Source organism: Sphingopyxis sp. LARHCG72 (genome assembly GCF_052871675.1).
The window spans coordinates 81103-104236 of record NZ_JBIXJU010000008.1; the positions used below are offsets into that span (position 1 = coordinate 81103).

At 66.1% G+C, this 23134-nt stretch carries 28 protein-coding genes; 25 read left to right on the forward strand and 3 right to left on the reverse strand.

Annotation, left to right across the window (positions count from 1 at the left end):
- The 6 genes from ACIPPQ_RS17400 to rplQ all read left to right on the forward strand — a co-directional run bounded on the left by ACIPPQ_RS17400 (position 1) and on the right by rplQ (position 4999).
- On the forward strand, positions 1 to 1344 hold the full coding sequence (locus ACIPPQ_RS17400; RefSeq protein ID WP_446545326.1) for a TldD/PmbA family protein: 1344 nt from the start codon (positions 1 to 3) through the stop codon (positions 1342 to 1344).
- 4 nt (positions 1345 to 1348) lie between these two features.
- On the forward strand, positions 1349 to 2140 hold the full coding sequence (locus tag ACIPPQ_RS17405) for an inositol monophosphatase family protein (RefSeq protein WP_446545327.1): 792 nt from the start codon (positions 1349 to 1351) through the stop codon (positions 2138 to 2140).
- Between the two features lie 304 nt (positions 2141 to 2444).
- Positions 2445 to 2813 carry a 30S ribosomal protein S13 gene (gene rpsM / locus ACIPPQ_RS17410; protein ID WP_077031818.1) on the forward strand — a complete coding sequence of 123 codons (369 nt, stop codon included), beginning with the start codon at positions 2445 to 2447 and terminating at the stop codon, positions 2811 to 2813.
- A 104-nt stretch (positions 2814 to 2917) separates the two neighbouring features.
- Positions 2918 to 3307: a 30S ribosomal protein S11 gene (rpsK, locus tag ACIPPQ_RS17415; RefSeq protein WP_003040416.1), complete on the forward strand. Its 390-nt coding sequence runs from the start codon at positions 2918 to 2920 to the stop codon at positions 3305 to 3307.
- Between the two features lie 101 nt (positions 3308 to 3408).
- Positions 3409 to 4467 (forward strand): DNA-directed RNA polymerase subunit alpha, encoded by a 1059-nt coding sequence (locus ACIPPQ_RS17420; protein WP_058803170.1) that lies wholly within the window; start codon positions 3409 to 3411, stop codon positions 4465 to 4467.
- Positions 4468 to 4576: 109 nt separating this feature from the next.
- On the forward strand, positions 4577 to 4999 hold the full coding sequence (gene rplQ / locus ACIPPQ_RS17425; RefSeq protein WP_446545328.1) for a 50S ribosomal protein L17: 423 nt from the start codon (positions 4577 to 4579) through the stop codon (positions 4997 to 4999).
- A gap of 631 nt (positions 5000 to 5630) precedes the next feature.
- Here the strand turns inward: rplQ and ctrA are convergent.
- On the reverse strand, positions 5631 to 6338 hold the full coding sequence (gene ctrA, locus ACIPPQ_RS17430; RefSeq protein WP_058804653.1) for a response regulator transcription factor CtrA: 708 nt from the start codon (positions 6336 to 6338) through the stop codon (positions 5631 to 5633).
- Positions 6339 to 6534: 196 nt separating this feature from the next.
- The gene (locus ACIPPQ_RS17435) at positions 6535 to 7470 is read right to left on the reverse strand and encodes a LysR family transcriptional regulator (RefSeq protein ID WP_446545329.1); all 936 of its coding nucleotides are present in this window, start codon (positions 7468 to 7470) and stop codon (positions 6535 to 6537) included.
- A gap of 136 nt (positions 7471 to 7606) precedes the next feature.
- Here ACIPPQ_RS17435 and ACIPPQ_RS17440 point away from each other — a divergent pair, with 136 nt between their 5' ends.
- The 9 genes from ACIPPQ_RS17440 to ACIPPQ_RS17480 all read left to right on the forward strand — a co-directional run bounded on the left by ACIPPQ_RS17440 (position 7607) and on the right by ACIPPQ_RS17480 (position 12922).
- Positions 7607 to 8302 carry a pirin family protein gene (locus ACIPPQ_RS17440; RefSeq protein ID WP_446545330.1) on the forward strand — a complete coding sequence of 232 codons (696 nt, stop codon included), beginning with the start codon at positions 7607 to 7609 and terminating at the stop codon, positions 8300 to 8302.
- Positions 8303 to 8378: 76 nt separating this feature from the next.
- On the forward strand, positions 8379 to 8975 hold the full coding sequence (locus ACIPPQ_RS17445; RefSeq protein ID WP_446545331.1) for an FMN-dependent NADH-azoreductase: 597 nt from the start codon (positions 8379 to 8381) through the stop codon (positions 8973 to 8975).
- Positions 8976 to 9059: 84 nt separating this feature from the next.
- Entirely contained in the window at positions 9060 to 9662 is a 603-nt protein-coding gene (wrbA, locus tag ACIPPQ_RS17450) for an NAD(P)H:quinone oxidoreductase (protein WP_446545332.1), read from the forward strand.
- A 46-nt stretch (positions 9663 to 9708) separates the two neighbouring features.
- On the forward strand, positions 9709 to 10461 hold the full coding sequence (locus ACIPPQ_RS17455; RefSeq protein WP_446545333.1) for a DODA-type extradiol aromatic ring-opening family dioxygenase: 753 nt from the start codon (positions 9709 to 9711) through the stop codon (positions 10459 to 10461).
- 96 nt (positions 10462 to 10557) lie between these two features.
- Positions 10558 to 11241 (forward strand): RluA family pseudouridine synthase, encoded by a 684-nt coding sequence (locus tag ACIPPQ_RS17460; protein WP_446545334.1) that lies wholly within the window; start codon positions 10558 to 10560, stop codon positions 11239 to 11241.
- Complete coding sequence (gene arfB, locus ACIPPQ_RS17465; RefSeq protein WP_446545335.1) at positions 11234 to 11635, forward strand: alternative ribosome rescue aminoacyl-tRNA hydrolase ArfB; 402 nt, start codon at positions 11234 to 11236, stop codon at positions 11633 to 11635. The genes ACIPPQ_RS17460 and arfB overlap by 8 nt, the downstream gene beginning before the upstream one ends.
- Positions 11636 to 11692: 57 nt before the next feature.
- Positions 11693 to 11866 carry a hypothetical protein gene (locus ACIPPQ_RS17470; RefSeq protein WP_446545336.1) on the forward strand — a complete coding sequence of 58 codons (174 nt, stop codon included), beginning with the start codon at positions 11693 to 11695 and terminating at the stop codon, positions 11864 to 11866.
- Positions 11867 to 11920: 54 nt separating this feature from the next.
- Entirely contained in the window at positions 11921 to 12511 is a 591-nt protein-coding gene (locus tag ACIPPQ_RS17475; RefSeq protein WP_446545337.1) for an SOS response-associated peptidase family protein, read from the forward strand.
- Between the two features lie 87 nt (positions 12512 to 12598).
- The gene (locus tag ACIPPQ_RS17480) at positions 12599 to 12922 is read left to right on the forward strand and encodes a PilZ domain-containing protein (RefSeq protein ID WP_446545338.1); all 324 of its coding nucleotides are present in this window, start codon (positions 12599 to 12601) and stop codon (positions 12920 to 12922) included.
- Between the two features lie 13 nt (positions 12923 to 12935).
- On the opposite strand, the gene ACIPPQ_RS17485 is transcribed toward ACIPPQ_RS17480, so the two are convergent.
- Complete coding sequence (locus ACIPPQ_RS17485; protein ID WP_446545339.1) at positions 12936 to 13361, reverse strand: EVE domain-containing protein; 426 nt, start codon at positions 13359 to 13361, stop codon at positions 12936 to 12938.
- A gap of 135 nt (positions 13362 to 13496) precedes the next feature.
- On the opposite strand from ACIPPQ_RS17485, the gene ACIPPQ_RS17490 reads away from it, so the two are divergent.
- From ACIPPQ_RS17490 to ACIPPQ_RS17535, 10 genes are all read left to right on the forward strand, one after another.
- On the forward strand, positions 13497 to 14426 hold the full coding sequence (locus ACIPPQ_RS17490; RefSeq protein WP_446545340.1) for an isopenicillin N synthase family dioxygenase: 930 nt from the start codon (positions 13497 to 13499) through the stop codon (positions 14424 to 14426).
- 207 nt (positions 14427 to 14633) lie between these two features.
- Entirely contained in the window at positions 14634 to 15206 is a 573-nt protein-coding gene (locus ACIPPQ_RS17495; RefSeq protein WP_446545341.1) for a GbsR/MarR family transcriptional regulator, read from the forward strand.
- 12 nt (positions 15207 to 15218) lie between these two features.
- Complete coding sequence (locus tag ACIPPQ_RS17500) at positions 15219 to 15890, forward strand: DUF4166 domain-containing protein (RefSeq protein ID WP_446545342.1); 672 nt, start codon at positions 15219 to 15221, stop codon at positions 15888 to 15890.
- Positions 15883 to 16287 (forward strand): thiol-disulfide oxidoreductase DCC family protein, encoded by a 405-nt coding sequence (locus ACIPPQ_RS17505; RefSeq protein WP_446545343.1) that lies wholly within the window; start codon positions 15883 to 15885, stop codon positions 16285 to 16287. Before ACIPPQ_RS17500 ends, ACIPPQ_RS17505 begins: the two co-directional genes overlap by 8 nt.
- A gap of 25 nt (positions 16288 to 16312) precedes the next feature.
- Entirely contained in the window at positions 16313 to 17968 is a 1656-nt protein-coding gene (locus ACIPPQ_RS17510; RefSeq protein ID WP_446545344.1) for a DUF4166 domain-containing protein, read from the forward strand.
- Between the two features lie 109 nt (positions 17969 to 18077).
- Entirely contained in the window at positions 18078 to 20231 is a 2154-nt protein-coding gene (locus tag ACIPPQ_RS17515) for a prolyl oligopeptidase family serine peptidase (RefSeq protein WP_446545345.1), read from the forward strand.
- Positions 20231 to 20728, forward strand: a complete 498-nt coding sequence (locus tag ACIPPQ_RS17520; RefSeq protein ID WP_446545346.1) for a GAF domain-containing protein — start codon at positions 20231 to 20233, stop codon at positions 20726 to 20728. Before ACIPPQ_RS17515 ends, ACIPPQ_RS17520 begins: the two co-directional genes overlap by 1 nt.
- 108 nt (positions 20729 to 20836) lie before the next feature.
- Positions 20837 to 21667, forward strand: coding sequence for a glycine zipper 2TM domain-containing protein (locus tag ACIPPQ_RS17525; RefSeq protein WP_446545347.1), 831 nt, complete (start codon positions 20837 to 20839; stop codon positions 21665 to 21667).
- Positions 21668 to 21864: 197 nt separating this feature from the next.
- Entirely contained in the window at positions 21865 to 22398 is a 534-nt protein-coding gene (locus ACIPPQ_RS17530; RefSeq protein ID WP_446545348.1) for a hypothetical protein, read from the forward strand.
- A gap of 187 nt (positions 22399 to 22585) precedes the next feature.
- Positions 22586 to 23122 carry a hypothetical protein gene (locus ACIPPQ_RS17535; protein ID WP_446545349.1) on the forward strand — a complete coding sequence of 179 codons (537 nt, stop codon included), beginning with the start codon at positions 22586 to 22588 and terminating at the stop codon, positions 23120 to 23122.
- Positions 23123 to 23134: the final 12 nt, after the last annotated feature.

The window sequence follows — 23134 nt, forward strand, 5'->3', positions numbered from 1 at the left end:
ATGCTGACCGTTTCCGAAGCCCTCGACCGCGCACAGATGATGTGCGACGCCGCGACCAAGGCCGGCGCCGACGCCGCCGACGCACTCTATTATTGCAACGCCGCGACCTCGGTCTCGATGCGGCTCGGCGCGCTCGAGGATGTCGAGCGGTCCGAGGGGCAGGATATTTCGCTCCGCGTCTTCGTCGGCCAGCGCAGCGCCAGCGTGTCGACCGCCGACATGGATGCGGGCGAACTCGCCAAGCTGGTCGAACGCTGCGTCGCGATGGCGCGCGAAGCCCCCGAGGATCCCTATGCCGGCCTCGCCCCCGAAGAGTTGCTGTTCAAGGGCGCCATTCCCGACTTCGATCTCGACGACGGCAGCGAAGCCGATCCGCAGGCACTGCGCGAGGCCGCGCTGGCGGCCGAGGAGGCCGCGCGCGCCATCGACGGCGTCACCAACAGCGAAGGCGGCAGCGCGAGCCACAGCCGCACGCGTTTCGCGCTCGCGACCAGCCACGGCTTTGCCGGCGGTTACGGGTCGAGCGGCCACAGCCTGTCGGCGAGCGTCATCGCCGGCGAAGGCGCAAACATGCAGCGCGACTATGGCTGGCACAGCGCGCACCATCTGGCAGACCTCGAAAGCGCCGCCGACATCGGCCACCGCGCCGGCACGCGTGCCGTCGCGCGGCTGAACCCGGGCAAGGCGCCGAACGGCAAGCTGCCCGTGCTGCTCGACCCGCGCGTCAGCGGCGGCATCGTCGGCCATCTGCTCGGCGCGATCGCGGGCCCTGCGATCGCGCGCGGGACGAGCTTCCTGCTCGGCAAGGAAGATCTGGCGCTGTTCGACAGCAGCATCGTCATCCGCGACGAACCCCACCGCCCGCGCGGACTGCGCAGCCGCGCCTTCGACGGCGAAGGACTGCCCACCGCGGCGCGCAATCTGGTCGAGGGCGGCAAGATCACCGGCTGGCTGCTCGACACCGCCTCGGCGAAGCAGCTCGGCCTGACCCCGACCGGTCACGCCAGCCGCGGCGGCGGTGCTTCGGGGGTGGGTGCGAGCAACCTGAACCTTGCGCCGGGCAGCGTGACGCCCGCCGCGCTGATGGAGGGCATCGCCGACGGGGTCTATATCACCGAGCTGATCGGCCAGGGCGTCAATCCGGTGACGGGCGACTACAGCCGCGGCGCATCGGGGTTCCTGATCAAGGACGGCGCACTCGCCGGGCCGATCGCCGAATTCACGATCGCGGGCAATCTGATCGACATGTTCGCCGCGCTGGTCCCCGCGAACGATCTCGAATTCCGGCACGGCACCAACGCGCCGACCTTGCGCATCGACGGCATGACCGTCGCGTCGAGCTGAGCCCTTGCCGGGCCGCAACCTCGAAGCCGTAATCGCCGCGACCCGCGAGGTCGGCGACATGGCGATGGCGCGCTGGCGCGGCGAGGGGCGGCCGGTCGATGTCTGGCACAAGTCGCACGACAACCCGGTCAGCGACGTCGACCTCGCGGTCGATGCGCGACTGAAGGCGGTGCTCGGCGCGATGGTGCCCGAGGCAGGATGGCTGTCCGAAGAGACCGCCGACAATGAAGACCGCCTGTCGTGCCGCGCGATGTGGTGCGTCGACCCGATCGATGGCACGCGCGATTTCATCCGCGGCCGTCCGGGCTGGTGCGTGTCGGTCGCGCTCGTCATCGACGGCACCCCCGAACTCGGGGTGCTTTATGCCCCCGCGCTCGACGAATTGTGGGTCGCGCAAAAGGGCAAGGGCGCGACGCTCAACGGCGAGAGCCTGCGCGCGAGCCGGCGGATGATCTTCGACGGATCGCGCGTCCCCGCCGACAGCCTGCCCAAGATCGACCGCGACCTGATCATGGTGACCAAGCCGAACAGCATCGCGCTGCGCATGGCGCTCGTCGCCGACGACCGCGCCGATCTGGTCGCGACCTTGCGCTGGGGCTTCGAGTGGGACGTCGCCGCGGCGGCGCTGATCGCCAGCGAGGCCGGCGCGACCGTCACCGATGCCTTTGGCGACCCGTTGAAGTTCAACACGCCGCGCGCGCAAGCCTTCGGCGTCATCGCCTGCGCCCCCGGAATCCACCGGGCCGTCGTCGCCCGCTTGCATGATCGCGCCGTCGCTCTTACATCCACGGAGTGAAGCGGCACCAGCCCGCTCCCCCACCCGGCCTCCCATAGGCTACTATCGTCGGGGAGGCCGGGTGGGGGAGCGGGCTGGTGCCGCTCGTTTCAGCGTAGCTGAAACCGTATCGAACGCGGCGCAAACCACCGCACTTCGCTTGACAATCGAGGCGACTCACCTTAGTTGCGCGAGCATTCCGACAGCCTGACCGGACGGCGAAGCGCCTGTGTGCGCATCGTGGTCCGTTTTTTGCGTTGGAAAATCAGACGCTTTGAGATGGGGCCGATTGCCACGGGCCCTGTGGAGCAGGAGAAAGTACCCCATGGCACGTATCGCGGGCGTCAATTTGCCCACCAACAAGCGCGTAATCATCGCGCTCACCTACATCCACGGCATCGGTCGCAAGACTGCAGTCGACATCGCCGACAAGCTGGGCATCGACCACACGCGTCGCGTTCAGGACCTTTCGGACGCCGAAATCCTGCAGATCCGCGAAACGCTCGACGCCGACCACACGGTCGAGGGTGACCTTCGCCGCACCACGGCGATGAACATCAAGCGCCTGATGGACCTCGCCTGCTATCGCGGCCTGCGTCATCGCAAGGGCCTTCCGGTCCGCGGCCAGCGCACGCACACCAATGCGCGCACCCGCAAGGGCAAGGCCAAGCCGATCGCCGGCAAGAAGAAGTAAGGTCGAGCGCGTCCTCCCGGGTGCGCTTCCTTGTTTCTTTCCCCTGCCGGGGCAGCGGCGCACCGCCCGCCACCGGCCATTCAGGATTAGGTTAGGAATATATCATGGCTCGTGAACCGCAGCGTCTTCGTCGGCGCGAACGCAAGAACATCTCGTCGGGCGTCGCCCACGTCAACGCGACCTTCAACAACACGATGATCACCATCACCGACGCACAGGGCAACGCCATTGCCTGGTCGAGCGCCGGCATGATGGGCTTCAAGGGAAGCCGCAAGTCGACCCCGTACGCGGCGCAGGTTTGCGCCGAAGACGCCGGCAAGAAGGCCGCCGAACATGGCGTCCGCACGCTGGAAGTCGAAGTCAAGGGTCCCGGCGCCGGTCGTGAATCGGCCCTGCGCGCCCTGCAGGCGGTCGGTTTCCACATCACGTCGATCCGCGACGTGACGCCGATCCCGCACAATGGCGTCCGCCCGGCCAAGCGCCGCCGCGTCTGACGTCTCTTCGGGCGCGCCCCGCCGGGGCGCCGCCCGCATAAAATCCTCGCTGGACGCGGCAGTCGACCCCTGCCCGTCCCGCCCAAAGCAAAGGGAAGTCTATGACTGTCAATATCCGGAACTGGCAGGAATTGAAGAAGCCCAGCAACCTGGAAATCAAGGCTGGCAGCGACGGCAAGCGCAAGGCGACCTTCGTCGCCGAACCGCTCGAGCGCGGCTTCGGCCTGACGCTTGGCAACGCGCTGCGCCGCGTGCTGCTCTCGTCGCTCCAGGGTGCGGCTATCACGTCGATCAAGATCGAGAACGTGCTCCACGAATTCTCGAGCCTTGCCGGCGTGCGTGAAGACGTCACCGACATCGTCCTCAACGTGAAGCAGATCGCGCTCAAGATGGAAGGCGAAGGCCCGAAGCGGCTCCAGCTTTCGGCGACCGGTCCCGCGACCGTGAAGGCCGGCGACATCATGGTGTCGGGCGACATCAAGGTGATGAACCCGAACCACGTCATCTGCCACCTCGACGACGGTGCGACGCTGAACATGGAACTCGTTGCCGACACCGGCAAGGGCTATGTCCCCGCGACCGCCAACCGTCCGGTCGACGCGCCGATCGGCCTGATCCCGGTCGACTCGCTCTACTCGCCCGTGCGCCAGGTCGCCTACAAGGTCGACAATGCCCGCATCGGTCAGGAACTGGACTATGACAAGCTGAACCTGACCGTCGAAACCGACGGCACGGTGACCCCGGAAGACGCCGTCGCTTACGCCGCGCGCATCCTCCAGGACCAGCTCCAGGTCTTCGTCCACTTCGAAGAAGCGATGAACGACAGCGGCCTCATCGGCATGGCGGCTTCGCCGACCACCGCCGATGAATCGGACGTCAACCAGCTCAACCGCTTCCTTCTCAAGAAGGTCGACGAGCTCGAACTGTCGGTCCGTTCGGCGAACTGCCTCAAGAACGACAACATCATCTACATCGGTGACCTCGTTCAGAAGACCGAAGCCGAAATGCTTCGCACGCCGAACTTCGGCCGCAAGTCCTTGAATGAAATCAAGGAAGTGCTGTCGTCGATGGGCCTGCGCCTCGGCATGGACATCCCCGGCTGGCCGCCGGAGAACATCGAAGAAATGGCCAAGAAGCTCGAACAGGAACTTCTCGGCTGATCCTGCGCCCCGGCTTCGGCCGGGGCTCACAACGGGAAGGGGTCGGCCCGCACATCGACCTGGCTTGGGGTACCTTGAACGGCCCCTCTGACAAACGAAGGAATGGATTATGCGTCATAAATCGGGTGGCCGGAAGCTGCAGCGCACGAGCGCGCACCGCACGGCAATGTTCCGCAACATGTCGGCTTCGCTCATCAAGCATGAGCAGATCACGACGACCGTCGCCAAGGCGAAGGAACTGCGTCCCTACATCGAAAAGCTTGTCACGCTCGCCAAGCGCGGTGGCCTTGCCAACCGTCGCCTCGCGATGAGCCGCCTGATGGACGATGCGCAGCTCGTGAAGCTGTTCGACGTTCTCGCCGAGCGCTACAAGGACCGCAACGGCGGCTACACCCGCGTCATCAAGGCCGGTATCCGCGCCTCGGACGCCGCGCCGATCGCGATCATCGAATTCGTCGACCGCGACGTCGAGGCCAAGGGCCAGGATTCGGGTCCCGTCGAACAATATGACGAGGCACTGGAAGAAGCATAAGCTTCACCTCCTTGCACACAGATCAGGGGCGGCGTCCGCAAGGACTGCCGCCCTTTTTCATGCGCGGGAGTGGGGGGAGCGGTCGGTCGCTCACCCTCTTTCGTCATCCCGGACTTGATCCGGGATCCATAGCTGCACCGAAGTCATGGACCCCGGATCAAGTCCGCGCTGACGATGATGAAGAGGTCCGAAATCGGTCGTTTGGGGAAGTTGAACCCAATCGTCAGTGGACGATCGAAATGGGGTGGTGAGCGGATGTTGGCTTTCAGTCCGAAGGCGCGGGTTTTGGCGTGCCGTTTGGGAAACGCCATCCTTTGCCGATCTCCTGCCGAATATAATCGGCTGACGGCTGCCATCCGAGATCAGCCTCGGTCTTTCCAATACATCCCCAGCAATCGCCTCCGGAGTCTCCCGACATAGGATCGCTGTCGACATTGAGTGGGCGGGCGCAGAGAGTGCATTTTTCCAACGTTCGCTACTCCACCCAATCCAATCGATGCCGTCTACAAGTAGATATCATTTGCCGAAACGTCCGCAATCGGTCGGCAGCTGCCATTTCGCGCAAAAGAAAACCGGCGCGGATCGCTCCGCGCCGGGTTCCCTCGGTTAGCTCGTCAGAAAGGGCGCAGCGTCAGGCGACGCGGCGCACCTCATTGCCTTCGTCGTCGATGTCGCGAAGGACATAACCGCGGCCCCAGACCGTCTCGATGTAATTTTCGCCGCCGCAAGCCAGCGCGAGCTTCTTGCGCAGCTTGCAGATGAAGACGTCGATGATCTTCAGTTCGGGCTCGTCCATCCCGCCGTAAAGGTGGTTCAGGAACATTTCCTTGGTGAGCGTCGTGCCCTTGCGCAGGCTGAGCAGCTCGAGCATCTGATATTCCTTGCCGGTCAGATGCACGCGCGTCGTGTCGACCTCGACCGTCTTGGTATCGAGGTTGACCGCCAGCTTGCCCGTCTTGATGACGCTCTGGCTGTGGCCCTTCGACCGGCGGACAACCGCATGGATGCGGGCGACCAGCTCGTCGCGGTGGAACGGCTTGGTGACATAATCGTCGGCGCCGAAGCCGAACGAGCGCACCTTCGAATCCATTTCCGAAATGCCCGACAGGATCAGCACCGGCGTCTGCACCTTGGCGGTGCGGAGCTTTTTCAGCACGTCATAGCCGTGCATGTCGGGCAGGTTCAGGTCGAGCAGGATGATGTCGTAATCATAGAGCTTACCCAGGTCCAAGCCTTCCTCACCGAGATCGGTGGTATAGACATTGAAGCCCTCGGTCGTGAGCATCGTGTCGATCGCTTTCGCGGTCGTCGGCTCGTCCTCGATCAGCAGTACGCGCATTGGGCACCCCTTGACTGTTTCCCACGATAATCCCGCGAACCGGCCGCATGACCATCAAGGATGTCACCGACCAACCCCCGTTGCAGGACTGCCGGAACATTAACCATGAAACCAATGAAGGGAAAAGGTTAATTTTGACTTAACCCGCGGAAATCCACGAGTCGCGGCCTATTTGCAACAGTGCCGCGGCGGCGCCCTATCCTTTATGCAGCGCGAGATATTGCTCGTGCGCGCCGGTGCACGAGATTTTCAGCGTGTCGACGAGATGATCCGAAAGCGCCTTCACGCGCGCCGGGCGCAGCCGCGACGGCGGCGACAACAGGTGCAGATGCGCCTGCGGCATCGACCAGTCGGTGAGGATCGGCACCACCGCCCCCGACGCCAGTTCGCCCGCGGCGATGAAGTCGGGCAGCACCGCGATCCCGCCCCCCGCGGCGACCAGCGGCACCGCGATGTCGCCATTGTTCGCGAACAGCGGCCCCGTCGGCAGCACCGTGACCTCTTCGCCCTTGCGATGGAAATGCAGCGGCATCGCCCGCTGGCGGTGGCCGTAACCGATCAGCCGGTGCCCCGACAGTTCGAGCGGATGTTTCGGCGTACCATGCTTTTCCAGATAGGCGGGGCTGGCGATCACCGACGCCGCGACCGGCGCAATCGTGCGCGCGAGCAGGCTCGAGTCCGCCAGCGGCGCGATGCGCAGCGTCAGGTCGATCCCGTCGGCCACCGGATCGTTGCGCGCATCGCTCAGCAGCACCTCGATCTCGACCGCGGGATGGCGTTCGAGGAACACCGCGAGCGGCGGCCCGAGCACCTTGATCCCGAAGCTCATCGGCGCCCCGAGGCGGATCGGCCCCGCGAGGTCGACGCGGTCGCCGCGCGCCGCCTCGGTCGCAGCGGTCGCCGCCGCGACCATCGCGCGCGCCTCGTCGAGCAGGCCGGCCCCGGCGGTCGACACGGTCACGACGCGCGAGCTGCGGTGGAGCAATGTGATGCCGAGCGATGCCTCGAGCCGCGTCACAGCCTTTGACACGCTCGCTTTCGACAGGCCAAGCGACGCCGCCGCAGCGGTGAAGCTGCCGCCCTCCGCCACGGCGACGAAACAGGCCCAGCCTTCATAATCGGGAAGCGCCACGCAATACCTCTCAATTGGAAACGATGGTTTTCCATCTACGCTATTTTAGAAACGATCCAAATGCCTATTTTGTCCTCAACGAACGACGCCGCCGGACACAAGGATCCGGACCGGCGACGAAAGAAAGGACAAGGCCATGATCGACATTCGCAAATTCGACACGCTGGGCCACGCCAACCATGGCTGGCTCGACGCCCGCCACCATTTCTCCTTCGCGAACTATTATGACGAAGGCCGTATGGGCTGGGGCGCGCTCCGCGTCTGGAACGACGACGCCATCGCGGCGCAGGCGGGTTTCCCCCCGCACCCGCATCGCGACATGGAAATCATCACCTATGTCCGCACCGGCGCGATCACGCACCGCGACAGCATGGGCAACACCGGCCGCACTGCGGCGGGCGACGTCCAGGTGATGAGCGCCGGCACGGGCGTGACGCACAGCGAGTTCAACCTCGAGGATGAGGAAACGACGCTGTTCCAGATCTGGATCATGCCCGACCGTGACGGCGGCAATCCCGGCTGGGGCGCGCGCCAGTTCCCACAGGCCGACCGGTCGGGCCAGTTCGTGACGCTGGCGAGCGGGATCGAGGGCGATGATGCCCTGCCGATCCGCGCCAATGCCCGCGTCGCGGCGGCAACGGTGAACGCCGGTGAAAGCGTCTCCTACGACCTCGAAGCCGGACGCCACGCTTACCTCGTCGCCGCCAAGGGCCGTATCCGTGTCAACGGCAAGGACGCCGACCCCCGCGACGGCATCGCGCTCCGCGATGTCGGAACGATCGAGGTCGAAGCCGTCGATGACGCCGAACTGGTGCTCGTCGACAGTCTCTGACGAGCCCCCGGGCCGCCGCCCTCCCCCTCCCCCCGGCGGCGGCCCACCCCCTTTTCGAAATCGAAGGAACCGCAAGATGAGCCAGATTCTCCGCATCGATGCCAGCGCCCGCAATACGGGCTCGACTACCCGCCTGCTCGCCGACCAACTCGAAGGCCGCCTCGTCGAGCAAAGCTACGGCGCCACCGTCACCCGCCGCGACCTCAATGTGACGCCGCCGGCCTTCCTGACCGAAAACTGGGTCGGCGCCAATTTCACCGACGAGGCCGAACGCAGCGACGAACAGAAAGCGCTGCTCGCCGGTTCGGAAGAATTGATCGCCGAACTCGAAGCCGCCGACACGATCATCATCACCGCGCCCATCTATAATTTCGCGATCCCCGCGACGTTGAAGGCATGGGTCGACCAGGTGGCGCGTGCGCGCCGCACCTTCCGCTACACCGAAGGCGGCCCCGAAGGCCTGCTCAAGGGTAAGCGCGCCTATATCGTCTTCGCCTCGGGCGGCGTGCCGCTCGGCAGCCAGGTCGATTTCGCGAGCGGTTATCTCAAACATGTGCTCGGCTTCATCGGCATCACCGACGTCACCATCGTCGCCGCCGACGGTCACCAGATGGACGGCGATGCGATCGCGCGGGCCACAACGGCGATCGAAGGGCTGAAACAGGCCGCCTGACCCCCTCGGGCCGCCGCCTCCCTCCCCCTCCCCGGCGGCGGCCCACCCCCTATTCCCGGTTCAATCCACGAAAGGACAGTTACGATGGCAAAGGTTCTGGTGCTCTATTATTCGAGTTACGGTCATATCGAACAGATGGCCGACGCCGTCGCCGAAGGCGCGCGCGCCGCGGGCGCCGACGTCGACATCCGCCGCGTCGCTGAAACTGCTCCCGCAGCGGTGGTGCAGGCGGCGGGTTTCAAGACCGACACCGCGCATCCGCTGCTGAGCGACCCCAACGAGCTCGCAAACTATGACGCGATCGTCGTCGGCACCCCGACGCGCTTCGGCCGTATGGCGAGCCAGATGGCGAGCTTCTGGGATACCGCCGGCGGCGTGTGGGCGCAGGGCAAGCTCAATGGCAAGGTCGGCGCCGCCTTCACCTCGACCGGATCGCAGCATGGCGGCCAGGAAACGACGCTCTTCTCGGTCCTCACCAACCTCATCCACTTCGGCATGACGATCGTCGGGCTCGACTATGGCTTTGCTGGCCAGATGGGGGTCGACGAGGTCAAGGGCGGCGCGCCCTATGGCGCGACGACGATCGCCGGCGCCGACGGATCGCGTCAGCCGGGCGAAGCCGACCTTGGCGGTGCCCGCTACCTCGGCGAGCGCGTTGCGCGCACCGCCGCGAAGCTGATTGCCTGAACCGATGCGCCGTCTCCCGAGCCTTTTCCTTTCGCACGGCTCGCCGATGATGGCGCTCGAGCCCAGCCCGGCGCGGACCTTCCTCGCCGGGCTGGGTGCCCAACTGCCGCGTCCGCGCGCGATCCTCGTCGTGTCGGCGCATCATGACGCGGCCTTCGAAGGAGGGCGGGCGACGGTGACCGCGTCGCCCGCGCCGCCGACGATCCACGATTTCGGCGGCTTCCCCGAAGAGCTGTTCGCGATGCGCTATCCGGCGCCGGGCGATCCGGCGCTCGCGAACCGGGTCGTCGAGCTGCTCGCGGGCCACGGCCTTGACGTCACCGCCGATGCGACCCGCGGCCTCGACCATGGCGCGTGGGTGCCGCTGTCGCTGATCTACGCAGAGGCCGACATCCCCGTCGTCCAGCTCTCGATCGCATCGAACGCCTCGCCCGAATGGCATTATTCACTCGGTCAGGCGCTCGCGCCGCTGCGCGACGAAGGCGTGCTGATCATCGGATCGGGCAGCATCACGCATAACCTGCGCGCCTATTTCACGACGCGCCCGCCGATCGACGCGCCCGCGTGGGTCAGCGATTTCACCGACTGGATCGCCGACCGCATGACAGCGAGTGCCGTCGACGATATCCTCCACAGCGTCGAACGCGCGCCGCACGGCCGCGACAATCATCCGACGCCCGATCATATATTGCCGCTGTTCGTCGCGATGGGCGCGGGCGGCACGCCGCTTCAGGCCGAACGCCTGCACGCGAGCACGACCTATGCCGTGCTGGCTATGGACGTTTACGCTTTCGACTGAGCCATGGGCCGCGCGTTTTCGTTGAGGGCCTGATCACGGCATCGGGAAAAGCGCGAGGCGCTTCCCCCTCAACCGATCAGGCCCTATAGCGCCGCCATGCTCCTTTCAGATCGTGTCCTTTTCCTCGATGGCGAGGCCCTTGTCATCGACAAGCCCGCCGGCCTTCCGGTCGACGCCCCGCGCGACGGCAGCCTCAGCCTCGAGAACCATCTCGACCTGCTGCGCTTCGGCTTCAAGCGCTGGCCGCTTCCTGTCCACCGGCTCGATCGCGACACCTCGGGTTGCCTGCTCCTCGCGCGCAATCCCAAGGCGCACGGCCGCTTCACCCGCGCGTTCGAAAGCCGCGAGGTCGAGAAGCAATATCTCGCGATCGTCGATGGCGTGCCCGACAGCGATGGCGGCACGATCGACCTGCCGCTCGCCAAGGTGTCGACCGCCGAAGAGGGCTGGCGCATGGTCGGCGATCCCAAAGGCAAGCCCTCGGTCTCGCATTGGGAGAAGCTCGCGGTCGTCGACGGCCGCAGCCTGCTCCGCTTCCGTCCCGAAACCGGCCGCACCCACCAGCTGCGCGTCCACGCACTCGAAGGCCTCGGCTTCGCGCTGGTCGGCGATCCCGTCTACGGCCGCGGCGGCACGAAAACGCGCACGCTCCTTCATGCCGAAAGGCTAGTCGTAAAACGTGACGTCAAGCCGTCGATAATTGCCGAAGCACCCTTCCCCGATGCCTTCGTCGCGCTCGGCTTCGCCGCGCCGGAGGGAGCGGCTCCGACGCGTGGCTGATATCCCCGAAAGCGCGATAGCCGAGAAATTCCTCGCGGGGTCGGGTCCGGGCGGCCAGAATGTGAACAAGGTCGCGACGGCGTGCCAGCTTCGCGTCGATGTTTTCGCGCTGGGGCTCGCGCCCGACGCCTATCGCCGCCTCAAGACGCTGGCGGGAAGCAAGATGACCACCGCAGGCGAACTCGTCATCCTCGCGCGCAGCTTTCGCACACAGGAGGCAAACCGCGCCGACGCGCGCGCGCGGCTGAACGAGCTGGTCGACGCCGCGCTGGTGCGCCCCGAACGCCGCATCAAGACGAAGCCGAGCAAGGCGGCCAAGGCCCGCCGCATCGATAGCAAGAAAGCGCGCAGCACGGTCAAGGCGGGCCGCGGACGCGTGCGCGGCACAGAGTAAACGGCATTTTTACGATCTTCCCCTAGGGCTATCCGCAACCAGCAAGCGGAGCCGCATATGAGTGAAATTCTTCGATCGGTCCTGATGGGGCTCGGCTGCCTCAGCATCCTCGGATTCGTCGGTTGCAGCATGATGGGGGCCGGGGTGATCGTCGCGGCCGACCGCGCCGCCGACGAAATCCGCGCCGACAACGCCCGCGACAACGGCGAAAAATCGCCCTGGGACAAATAGTCTCCGTCAGTTGGTCCGATTGACAGCCGCTGCGCGCATCGCGACCGTGGCGCGATGACCAGCCTTTATCGTCTCGACGCCTCCGCAGGCACGATCGCCGCGGCTTTCGATGCCGATGCAGGCGATGATCCGTGGACCGGCGACTATGTCGCGCCGGGCCGCCCCGCGCCGGTCATCGTCAGCGACGGGCGCTCCGGGTCACGGCGTTTCCTGCGTCCCCGGCTGTGGGGCGTCCCCCCGCCGCCGCAGGGTGACCGACCGGTCACCGCGGTCCGCAACCTCGAAAGCCCGTTCTGGATCGGCACGCTGCGCCATGCCGAACTGCGCTGCCTCGTCCCCGTGACCGCCTTTTCCTATTGGTCGGGCGCCGCCGGCGCGCGGCGCCAGCACTGGTTCTCGGTGCCGTCGCAGCGCGTCTTCGCCTTCGCCGGCATCCTGCGGCAGGGCGAGGACTGGCCGTGCTTTGCCATCGTCACGACCGAACCGAACCGGCTGCTCGCGCATCATCAGCCGAAGGTCATGCCGGTGATCCTGCATCCCGGGGATCATGCCACCTGGCTCGGCGGCGAATGGCGCGCCGCGGTCGCGCTCGCAGCACCCTTCCCAAGCCAGTCGATGGCGGTCGGCGAGGCTCCGCCGGTATAGGCGAATTTCACCATATTGCTTCACTTTGGGGTAACCAGTGAAACCCTAAAAGCGGCCGATCAAGCAACAAGCATCGGGACCAAATCCGTGTTGGGGAATCGCAGCATCGAAGCCAGGAAGGCGCCAACGTCGGCGCGCCGTGCCGAACGCGCGCCGGTCAAGGCCCGCGCGCGCTACCGCGAACCGGGGCTGAACCCCTTCGATGTCGAGCTGTTCGACCTGTCGTCGACCGGCTTTCGCATGGTGACCTTTTTTCGGCCGCAGCTCGGCAAGCATATCTGGGTGAACCTGCCCGGCCTGCAGCCCCTCGAAGCGATCGTCCGCCGGGCCGACGGCAATAACTACGGTTGCGAGTTCGTCTATCCGCTCCACCCGTCGGTGGCGACGCATCTGCAGGCAAAGCTGCGCTGACTGCCGCCGGGGCTCAGCCCGCGGGCTTCTCCGACTTCTTCAGGATATGCTTCCATTCGGCGGGCGTCACGCGCCCGACCGACAGCCGCGACTGGCGGATCAGGTCCATATCCGCGAGTGCCGGGTCGGCCTTGATCGCCGCCAGCGTCACCGGATGCTCCAGCGCGCGCACCGGGGCGACGCGCACGATGACCCAGGGCGAGCCCTCTTCGGCGGTCGGGTCGGGCGAAGCCGTCTCGGTGATCTCCATGATCCCGACGCATTCCTTGCCGATATTGCTGTGATAAAAGAGCGCTTCGTCGCCGACCTTCATCGCCATCAGGTTGAGCTTTGCGGTGTGATTGCGCACCCCGTCCCACATCCCCGTGCCGTCCTTGACGAGCTGCTCCCACGCATAGGCGTCGGGTTCGGATTTCATCAGCCAATATTGCTTTGCCATGGCCGGGGGCTTAGCCGAGCGGCGCGCGGGACGAAACCGCCTTTTTCCCTTTTACCGCAGCCGCGCAGCGCCTAAATCGCGACTCATGACGCGCCTCCCACGGGCGCCGCCCCTTATCAAATGGACTGATCTTTCATGACCGCTGCCGTTCCCGTCATTTCCATGTCGCTCCCCGCCGACCAGTTCGCAAAGGACTTCGGGGCGTCGTTCGAACGCTTCGGCTTCGCGATGATCACCGACCATGGCATCGACCCCGCCCTGATCGACGAAGCCTGGGACAAGGCCAAGGCCTTTTTCGCACTGCCCGAAGAAACCAAGCGCGCGTACCATATCTCGGGCGGCGGCGGCGCACGCGGCTATACGCCGTTCGGGACCGAGATTGCCAAGGGCGCGAAGGAGGTCGACCTCAAGGAATTCTGGCACGTCGGCCGCGACCTGCCCGCGGGCCACCGCCTCGCCGCGCAGCAGCCGAACAATGTCTGGCCTGCCGAGGTCGAAGGCTTCCGCACCGCTTACGACAAGCTCTTCGCCGAATTCGACCGCGTCGGCGGCCGCCTGCTTTCGGGGATCGCGCGCTATCTCGGCCTCGCCCCCGATTTCTTCGACGACACCGTCGCCGACGGCAACAGCGTGATGCGCCTGCTCCATTACCCGCCGGTCGAGGCCCCCGCGAAGGGCATCCGCGCCGAAGCGCATGAGGATATCAACACGATCACGCTGCTGCTCGGCGCCGAAGAGGCCGGCCTCGAAATCCTCGACAAGGACGGAAGCTGGCTTCCGGTGTCGCCGCCGCCGGGCGCGATGGCGGTCAATGTCGGCGACATGCTCCAGCGGCTAACGAACAACAAGCTGCCTTCGACGACGCACCGCGTGCGCAACCCCGACGAAGGCCGCGCGAGCGTCGCGCGCTATTCGATGCCCTTCTTCCTGCACTTCCGTTCGGACTATCCGATCGAGACGCTCGAAAGCTGTATCGACGCGTCGCACCCCAACCTCTACCCGACGCCGATCACCGCCGACGACTATCTGCAGGAACGGCTGCGCGAGATCGGCCTGAAGAAATAGGGCCGGCGTCGGTCCGGGCCGGCCGCGATAGCTATCGCTCGTTACCCTCTTGCGTCATCCCGGACCTGATCCGGGATCCATAGCCGCGCCATCGTCGTGGACCCCGGATCACGTCCGGGGTGACGATGCGGGAGAGGTTCGCAATCAGTCAAATGCCGCCGCCCGCCAACGCTTGACTTACAATCCGTTATATCCGATATTTCTGTTATGACAGAAATATCGGAACATGATTCAAACCTGTCTCCGGCCGCGACCGAGTTCATCCTCCATTGGGGCAATCTCGGCGGGCAGTGGGGCGTCAACCGGTCAGTGGCGCAAATCCATGCGCTGCTGTTCGTGTCCGACCGCCCGCTCCACGCCGAAGAGATCGCCGACCGCCTCGGCCTCGCGCGTTCCAACGTGTCCAACTCGATCAAGGAATTGCTCGGCTGGCGCCTGATCGAACGCGTCCCCCTGCTCGGCGACCGGCGCGACCATTTCACCGCCGAAAAGGATATCTGGGAGATGGTCACGCGGATCGCCGCGGGCCGCAAGGCGCGCGAGGTTGATCCCGCCGAGGCGGCGCTGAAAGCCTGCGTCGCGCGCGCGGCGACCGACCCCGGCCTCAGCGCCGACGCGAAGGCGCGGCTCGCCGACATGCTCGATTTCGTGACGACGATGAGCCGCTGGCACGACGAGATGCTGAACGTCCCCAAACCGGCGTTGATGCGGCTGATCAAGCTGGGCGCCGGGGTGACGAAGCTGATCAACTGGCGCCCCGGCAAGGGCCGGGAGGCATAGGAGGAAATGGCGATGTGGGGCGGAGCAAAACGCGAAACCGATCTCACAGCGCCCGCGCCGCGAGCGCCTGCGGACGACCCGCTTTATGACTATCGCTTTCGCCGGCTGGTCCCGCGCGCCGCGTGGGACGCATTGCCCGACGACGTACGCCGCCGCTTCTCCAAGCGGTTGGCCGGGCCGGTCGCCGCGACCTATAGCGGCGAAATCGTCTGGACGCGGCTTTCCGCGTCCGGCTGGCTGCTCGCCCAACTCTGCCGCCTGATCGGCGCCCCGCTGCCTCTAACCTCCGGCGGCCCCGCCCCCGCGATCGTCGCGGTGTGCGAAGACCGCGCCGGCGGCGGCCAATATTGGACGCGGCTCTATGGACGCGCGCGCGGATATCCGCAGCTGATCCGCAGCGCCAAAAGCTTCGCCGGGCCGACGGGGCTCGAGGAGCATATCGGTGGCGGTTTCGGCATGGCGCTGATCGTCCGGGCGGAGGCCGACGCGCTGGTTTTCGCTTCCGACCATTATTTCTGGCAGTTCGGGCGTCGCCGTTTTCGTCTTCCCCGCTGGCTGGCGCCGGGATCGACGGTGGTGACGCACCAGCATCTGGGTGCGGGCTATTTCGCCTTCGACCTCAAGGTCACGCACCCCCGCTTCGGCGAACTCGTCAACCAGCATGCGCTGTTTCGCGATGCCTGACCCCGGCGGCCCGATCATCCTGTTCGACGCCGAATGCGTGCTCTGCTCGGCGAATGCGCAGTTCGTGCTGCGCCACGACAAGCGCGCCCGGTTCCGCCTCGCGTCGATCCAGGGACCGGCGGGCGCCGCGATGTGCCGGGCGCACGGGCTCGATCCGCACGACCCGACGAGCATCCTTATGATCGATGGCGCACGCGTTCGGCGCGACAGCGATGCGGTGCTGTCGATCTACGAAGAACTGGGCTGGCCATGGCGGCTCTTCGCCGCGCTGCGCCTCGTCCCGGCCTTCCTCCGCGATCCGGTCTATCGGTGGATCGCGCGGCATCGCTACCGGCTGTTCGGAAAGCGCGCGACCTGCTGGGTGGCGCCGCCCGAATATCGGGACCGCATCCTGTGACCAGCAAAGGCATCGAACTCTCCCCATGAAGATATTGATTCTCGGCGGCTATGGCGTGTTCGGCGGCCGCCTCGCCGAACTGCTCGCCGATCTTCCCGGCCTCGACCTGTTCATCTGCGGCCGCGACCTTGCGCGCGCGGAGGGTTTTTGCACGGCGTATCGCGGCGCGGCGCGCGTGCACCCACACGCGCTCGACCGCCGCGCGATCACCGAGGGGCTCGAACGCCTGCGGCCCGACCTTGTCGTCGATGCATCGGGGCCCTTCCAGGATTATGGCGCCGGACGCTATCATGTCGTCGAGGCGTGTCTCGCGGCGGGCGTCGACTATCTCGACTTTGCCGACGGCGCCGATTTCGTCTCCGGCATCGACCGCTTCGATGACCGGGCAAAGGCGGCGGGGCTGTTCGTCCTGTCGGGGGTCAGCAGCTTTCCCGCGCTGACCGGCGCGGTGCTGCGCGAAATGGCGAAAACGATGGACATTCGCAGCGTCGAGGGCGGGATCGCGCCATCGCCCTTCGCGGGCATCGGTCTCAACGTCATGCGCGCGGTCGTCGGCTATGCGGGCGCCCCGGTCAAGCTGCGACGCGGCGGCCGTGACACCCACGGCATCGGGCTCGCCGAAAGCCTGCGCTTCACCGTCGCGGTCCCCGGCCGCCTGCCGCTCCGGAACATTCATTTCTCGCTGGTCGACGTGCCCGATCTTCAGCTCATTCCCCGCGGCTGGCCCGCCATCACCGATATCTGGATGGGCGCGGGGCCGGTGCCCGAGATATTGCACCGCATCCTGAACCTGCTCGCAAAGGCGCGCGCAGCGCTCCGCCTCCCCTCGCTCGAACCCTTTTCGCGTCTCTTCTACGCCGTGCTCAACCGGATGCGTTTCGGCGAGCATCGCGGCGGCATGTTCATCCGCGCGCGCGGACTGGCCGACGGCCAGCCGGTCGAGCGCAGCTGGCACCTGCTGGCCGAGGGCGACGACGGCCCCTATATCCCGTCGATGGCGATCGAGGCGATCGTGCGCAAACTTGTCGCGGGCGAGCGTCCCGCGCCGGGCGCGCGGTCGAGCGTCGATGCGCTGACCCTCGCCGACTATGCCGCGCTGTTCGACGGGCGATCGATCCATATGGGCTTTCGCAGCGAGGCGCACGAAGTCCCGCTCTACCCGGGAATCCTCGGCGACGCGTTCGATACGCTGCCGCCCGCGCTCCGCGTATTGCATGGAAGCGCCGCCGAACGCCGATGGCACGGCCATGCCGAAGTGCGCCGCGGCACCGGGCTGCTCGCGCGCCTCGCCGCGGCGATCGTCGGCTTTCCGAAAACCGCCGCGCGCGTACCGATCAGCGTCGCCTTCACCCCCGGAAAGGACGGCGAGCGCTGGACGCGCGATTTCGGCGGCCGGCGCTTTTCTTCGCACCAGTCGCGCGGCACCGGGAAGAATGATTATCTGCTCGTCGAACGCTTCGGCCCGCTTCGCTTCGCGATGGCGCTCGTCGCCGAAGACGGTCGCCTGTATCTCGTCCCGCGCCGGTGGTCGGCGTTCGGCGTACCTATGCCGCGCTTCCTGATGCCCTATGGCACCAGTTTCGAAAGTGAAGTCGACGGCAAATTCTGCTTCGACGTCGATATCTCGATGCCTTTTGTCGGCCTGATCGTCGGCTATCGCGGGGCACTCGAGCCGGGGTGACAGGGCGCGATCAAATCGCCCGCCGTCGCCTCAATCCGCTTGCCCCCGCCTTTGCCATCCTTACATACAGGCGCACGATAATTTCCCCAGACGATGAGGTCGCCTTGCCATGTCCCGTAAAACCCTGTCCGCCCCGCTGGCGCTTGCCTTGCTGATGACGGCCCCGACAGCAGCGCAGGCGGCCGACGCGGCCGCGGCATCGGCAGCGAAGCTCGCCTATCCCGACACCGCGCGCGGCGACACGGTCGACCCGCAGTTCGGCGTCGACGTCGCCGATCCCTATCGCTGGCTGGAGGACGATGTCCGCGTCAATCCGAAGGTCGCCGACTGGGTCGCGGCGCAGAACAAGGTCACCGACAGCTATCTCGAAACGCTGCCCGGCCGCGACAGCTTCAAGAAGCGGATGACCGAACTCTATAATTACGAGCGCTTCGGCCTGCCGACCAAGGCGGGAAGCCGCTATTTCTATTCGCGCAACGACGGGCTCCAGCCGCAGTCGGTGCTCTATGTCCGCGAGGGGCTGAAGGGCGAAGGCCGCGTGCTGATCGACCCCAATCTCTGGGCAAAGGACGGCGCAACCGCGCTCGGCGAGTGGAACCCGTCGGAGGACGGCAAGCATCTCCTCTATTCGGTGCAGGACGGCGGCACCGACTGGCGCATCGTCCGCGTCAAGGACGTCGCAACGGGCAAGGACCTTTCCGACGAGGTCCGCTGGGTCAAATTCTCGGCGCTCGACTGGGCGAAGGACGGCAGCGGCTTTTATTATTCGCGCTTCCCCGAACCGAAAGAAGGCGAAGCCTTCCAGTCGCTCAACGAAAATCACAGCGTCTATTTCCACAAACTCGGCACCGCGCAGAGCGCCGACGTGCTGATCCACGCGACCCCCGACAAGCCCAAGCTCAACAATGCCGCGGTCGTCACCGACGACGGGCAATATCTGCTCGTCGTCTCGTCCGAAGGGACCGACGAACGCTATGGTCTGACGCTCCATCCGCTCGGCAAACCCGGCGCGAAGCCGATCACCCTTGTCGACGATTATGCGAACAACTGGGAATATGTGACCAACGAGGGTCCGCGCTTCACCTTCCTCACCAACAAGGGGGCGCCCCGCGCGCGAATCGTCTCGATGGACATCCGGAAACCCGCGGCGCTGACCCAGCTTGTCGGCGAGAATGAAGCGACGCTCGTCGGCGCGTCGCGCGTCGGCAATCGCCTGATCCTCTCCTACCTTGGCGATGCGAAGTCGGAGGCGCGGATGGTCGCGCTCGACGGCAAGCCCGTCGCCAATATCAAGCTCGCCGACATCGGCGCCGCGTCGGGCTTCGGCGGCAAGTCGAGCGACCCCGAAACCTTCTACAGCTTCTCGAGCTATGCGCGGCCGACGACGATCTACCGCTTCGACACCACGACCGGAAAGAGCGAGATTTTCGCCGAGCCCAGGCTGACCTTCAAACCCGCCGACTTCTCGGTCGAACAGCGCTTCTACAAATCGAAAGACGGCACAGAGGTGCCGATGTTCGTCGTGATGAAAAAGGGCCTCGACCGCAGCAAGGGATCGCCGACATTGCTCTACGGCTATGGCGGCTTCAACGTGTCGATGACGCCGGGCTTTTCGCCGACCAAGCTCGCGTGGGTCGACAAGGGCGGCGTGCTGGCGATTGCGAACCTGCGCGGCGGGGGCGAATATGGGAAGGCGTGGCACGACGCCGGCCGCCTCGACAAGAAACAGAATGTCTTCGACGACTTCATCGCAGCGGGCGAATATCTGATCGCCGAAGGCATCGCGGGCAAGGGGCAGGTCGCGATCGAGGGCGGGTCGAACGGCGGCCTGCTCGTCGGCGCGGTGACCAACCAGCGCCCCGACCTGTTCGCCGCGGCGCTGCCCGCGGTCGGCGTGATGGACATGCTGCGCTTCGACCGCTTCACCGCGGGCCGCTATTGGGTCGACGATTATGGCTATCCGTCGAAGGAAGGCGATTTCCGGAACCTCCTCGCTTACTCGCCGTACCACAATATCAAGGACGGCGCCGCCTATCCCGCGGTGCTGGTGACGACCGCCGACACCGACGACCGCGTCGTCCCGGGGCACAGTTTCAAATATACTGCCGCGCTCCAGCATGCGAAGGCGGGCGACAAGCCGCATCTGATCCGCGTCGAAACCCGCGCCGGCCACGGGAGCGGCAAGCCGACCGACAAGATCATCGCCGAAGCGGCCGATAAATACGCCTTCGCGGCGAAGTGGACCGGGCTGAGCGTCGAATAATGTCCACCGCCCTTTCCTTCTCCGCGACCGATCCTGCCGAACGCTGGGCCGAGGCAGGCGACGCCGCCGCCGCGCTGGTCGCGGGCGAGCCCGACGGCATTGCCAATATGGCGAATGTCGCAGCGCTGATCTGGCAGGCGATCCCCGACCTCAACTGGGCAGGCTTTTATCGCTTCGACGGGCAGGAACTGGTGCTCGGCCCGTTCCAGGGCAAGGCGGCGTGCATCCGCATTCCGCTCGACAAGGGCGTATGCGGGGCCGCCGCGCGCCTCCGCGCGACCCAGCGTGTCGACGATGTCCATGCCTTTCCCGGCCACATCGCGTGCGACGCCGACAGCCGCAGCGAGCTCGTCGTGCCGGTGATCGCGAACGACCGCCTCGTCGGGGTGCTCGACCTCGACAGCCCGCGCCCCGGGCGCTTCACCGCCGACGACCAGGCGGGCGCCGAGGCGCTCGTCGCGCGCATCGCGGCGGCGCTCGCACCCGCGACCTCCTGACCCAAAATGGGACGGGATTCGCAGGGTTAACGGATTCGCGAAAAGGCGCCGATTTTGCTAACAAGCTGTTAACCAATCGGTTCAGGCCGAGGGAACAGGGAGCTTGTCATGCGCACGTTGGTTTTGTTGGGGGTGGCCGCAGGGTCGTTGTTGCTGGCGGGCCATGCGCGCGCCGAACAGTCGTCGCTCGACTATGGCAATCCGGACGATCCCGATGCCCGCGTCTATACCGGCTATCCCGACCGCGTGCCGAGCGAAGTCGAATATCGCCGCGTCTCGGGCTATGACGCCGAGGGGCGCTGGACCGGCACCTGGGACGGCACCTACGAGACGTCCGACGGCCGCCGTTACGAGGGCCGTTATGAAGGCACGGTCGAGGGCCACGGCGCCGGCTATCCGCCGCCGCCCGCTTATGATCCTTATTATCGCGGCGGGTACGACCCGCGTTACGACGCCGAAATGGAACGCCGCTGTGGCCGGGGGGGCACAGTGGGCGGCGCGGTTGTCGGCGGGCTCGTGGGGGGCATCGCCGGCAACCGCATTGCCGGACGCGGCGATCGCACCGCGGGCACGCTGATCGGCGGCGGGCTCGGCGCACTGGCGGGCAGCGCGATCGGCAGCGCCGCCGACAAGAAGAAATGCGACGAATGGTGGTCGAGCCGCAGCGCCCGTTATCAGGGTGGTCCCTATCAGGGCGGCCATTATCAGGGCGGCTATTACCCCGGCGGCTATGCGACGACCTACCAGCACGGCTACGGCTACGGTTATGGCTATTACACACCCGGTGTCGTTGTGACGACGATCATCAACGGCGCGCCGGTGGTGACCGAAACGGTCGAAACGAGCACGCGCACCTATTATGAAAATGTGCCGGTGCGGAAACGCTATGTCGCGAAAAAGAAGTGGAAGCCGCGGCCCAAGCCGCGCTGCGCCTGCTGAGATCCACCCGAAACAGGTCTGGTCATCTGTATCTGGTTCCGCGGCCCGCCATCCACTCGATGGCGGGCCGTTTCCATATCATCCGCTCGGCTCGCCGCGCGCCGGCAACGGTTCAGCGGCGCGAAAGCATCGAAGGCGTAGGGCGATGACATTGCAGGCCGGACCGTCCGGGGCCTGCCGAAGGGGAGTTTTCCTCGATGCGTAAATTGACCAGCCTCACCACCGCGGCGGCGATCGTCCTGACCTCGGTCGGCCTCAGCGCCGTCCCCGCCGAAGCGCGCGGGCGCCATCATGGCGGCTGGGGTTATCGCGACCGCGACAATATCAGCACCGGCGACGTGCTCGGCGGTCTGTTGATCATCGGCACGATCGCCGCGATCGCCAGCGCAGCGAGCAAGGACAAGCGCGAACGCGCGCCCGATTACCGCTATGACCCGCCGTATCGCGCCGACGAGCGGCAGGACGTACCGCGTTACGAACCCGATACGCAAAATGATACGACCCGCGGCGCCTATGGCCGCGGCGAAGCCGAAGCGCGCGCCGCCGACGCGTGCAGCTGGGCCGTCGAGGGCGAGATGGGCGACGACGCCCACGTCGACAGCATCACCGGCACCGAGGCCAACAACGGCGGCTGGTACGTCACCGGCACCGCTTCGCGCCTCGGCGGCGAAATGCGCAGCTTCGGCTGCAGCTATCGGGGCGGCCGCGTCGTCGACGTCAGTTTCGGCTGACCACATCCCCGATACCGGTCAAAGGCCTTCCGCCCTGTGGCGGGGGGCCTTTTCCTTTATGAACGCCAGCAAAACCAAGGCTGAACGCCAGATAAGCGCCGGGTTCAGCACCGCGTCACCGCCGAATCTGTAAACCATATCCAACAGGCCGCGGATATGCCGCCTGCGCTATTGAGGAGACCGAACCATGGCTATCAAGACCAACCTGACCAAGGCCGCAATTGGTGCGGCCACCGCCGGCGCGATGCTGATGAGCGCCGCCCCCGCTGCGGCGCGCGACCGCCACGATCGCGACGGGATCAGCGCAGGCGAAATCATCGCCGGCGCCGTCGTGATCGGCGGCCTCGCCGCGATCCTGTCGAGCGGCGACAACGACCGTTACGATCGCTACGATCGCCGTTACGACGATCGCTATGGCGGCCGCTACGATGATGCGCGTTACGGCTATGGCTATGACTATAACCGCTATGGCAACAGCCGCAGCGCGGTCAGCCAGTGCGTCAACTCGGTCGAACGCGGCAGCCGCCGTTATGGCCGCACCGACGTCACCGAAGTGACGAGCATCGACCGCAAGCGCGACGGTTACCGCGTCAAGGGCCGTGTCGTCGTCCGCGACGGTTACGGCAACCGCTGGGGCCGCGGCGGCTATTACGACAAGGGCAAGTTCACTTGCGAGATCCGTTATGGCCGCGTCCAGGACATCCGCTTCTCGGGCCTCGGCTAACATAGCTGCCGG

Bases quoted from the DNA above. Each gene is read 5' to 3' on its own strand.
- ACIPPQ_RS17400 (WP_446545326.1), top strand. From the start codon at position 1: ATGCTGACCGTTTCCGAAGCCCTCGACCGCGCACAGATGATGTGCGAC.
- rpsM (WP_077031818.1), top strand. From the start codon at position 2,445: ATGGCACGTATCGCGGGCGTCAATTTGCCCACCAACAAGCGCGTAATC.
- rpsK (WP_003040416.1), top strand. From the start codon at position 2,918: ATGGCTCGTGAACCGCAGCGTCTTCGTCGGCGCGAACGCAAGAACATC.
- ACIPPQ_RS17420 (WP_058803170.1), top strand. From the start codon at position 3,409: ATGACTGTCAATATCCGGAACTGGCAGGAATTGAAGAAGCCCAGCAAC.
- rplQ (WP_446545328.1), top strand. From the start codon at position 4,577: ATGCGTCATAAATCGGGTGGCCGGAAGCTGCAGCGCACGAGCGCGCAC.
- ctrA (WP_058804653.1), bottom strand. From the start codon at position 6,338: ATGCGCGTACTGCTGATCGAGGACGAGCCGACGACCGCGAAAGCGATC.
- ACIPPQ_RS17440 (WP_446545330.1), top strand. From the start codon at position 7,607: ATGATCGACATTCGCAAATTCGACACGCTGGGCCACGCCAACCATGGC.
- ACIPPQ_RS17445 (WP_446545331.1), top strand. From the start codon at position 8,379: ATGAGCCAGATTCTCCGCATCGATGCCAGCGCCCGCAATACGGGCTCG.
- wrbA (WP_446545332.1), top strand. From the start codon at position 9,060: ATGGCAAAGGTTCTGGTGCTCTATTATTCGAGTTACGGTCATATCGAA.
- ACIPPQ_RS17455 (WP_446545333.1), top strand. From the start codon at position 9,709: ATGATGGCGCTCGAGCCCAGCCCGGCGCGGACCTTCCTCGCCGGGCTG.
- ACIPPQ_RS17460 (WP_446545334.1), top strand. From the start codon at position 10,558: ATGCTCCTTTCAGATCGTGTCCTTTTCCTCGATGGCGAGGCCCTTGTC.
- ACIPPQ_RS17470 (WP_446545336.1), top strand. From the start codon at position 11,693: ATGAGTGAAATTCTTCGATCGGTCCTGATGGGGCTCGGCTGCCTCAGC.
- ACIPPQ_RS17475 (WP_446545337.1), top strand. From the start codon at position 11,921: ATGACCAGCCTTTATCGTCTCGACGCCTCCGCAGGCACGATCGCCGCG.
- ACIPPQ_RS17485 (WP_446545339.1), bottom strand. From the start codon at position 13,361: ATGGCAAAGCAATATTGGCTGATGAAATCCGAACCCGACGCCTATGCG.
- ACIPPQ_RS17490 (WP_446545340.1), top strand. From the start codon at position 13,497: ATGACCGCTGCCGTTCCCGTCATTTCCATGTCGCTCCCCGCCGACCAG.
- ACIPPQ_RS17495 (WP_446545341.1), top strand. From the start codon at position 14,634: ATGACAGAAATATCGGAACATGATTCAAACCTGTCTCCGGCCGCGACC.
- ACIPPQ_RS17500 (WP_446545342.1), top strand. From the start codon at position 15,219: ATGTGGGGCGGAGCAAAACGCGAAACCGATCTCACAGCGCCCGCGCCG.
- ACIPPQ_RS17505 (WP_446545343.1), top strand. From the start codon at position 15,883: ATGCCTGACCCCGGCGGCCCGATCATCCTGTTCGACGCCGAATGCGTG.
- ACIPPQ_RS17510 (WP_446545344.1), top strand. From the start codon at position 16,313: ATGAAGATATTGATTCTCGGCGGCTATGGCGTGTTCGGCGGCCGCCTC.
- ACIPPQ_RS17515 (WP_446545345.1), top strand. From the start codon at position 18,078: ATGTCCCGTAAAACCCTGTCCGCCCCGCTGGCGCTTGCCTTGCTGATG.
- ACIPPQ_RS17520 (WP_446545346.1), top strand. From the start codon at position 20,231: ATGTCCACCGCCCTTTCCTTCTCCGCGACCGATCCTGCCGAACGCTGG.
- ACIPPQ_RS17525 (WP_446545347.1), top strand. From the start codon at position 20,837: ATGCGCACGTTGGTTTTGTTGGGGGTGGCCGCAGGGTCGTTGTTGCTG.
- ACIPPQ_RS17530 (WP_446545348.1), top strand. From the start codon at position 21,865: ATGCGTAAATTGACCAGCCTCACCACCGCGGCGGCGATCGTCCTGACC.
- ACIPPQ_RS17535 (WP_446545349.1), top strand. From the start codon at position 22,586: ATGGCTATCAAGACCAACCTGACCAAGGCCGCAATTGGTGCGGCCACC.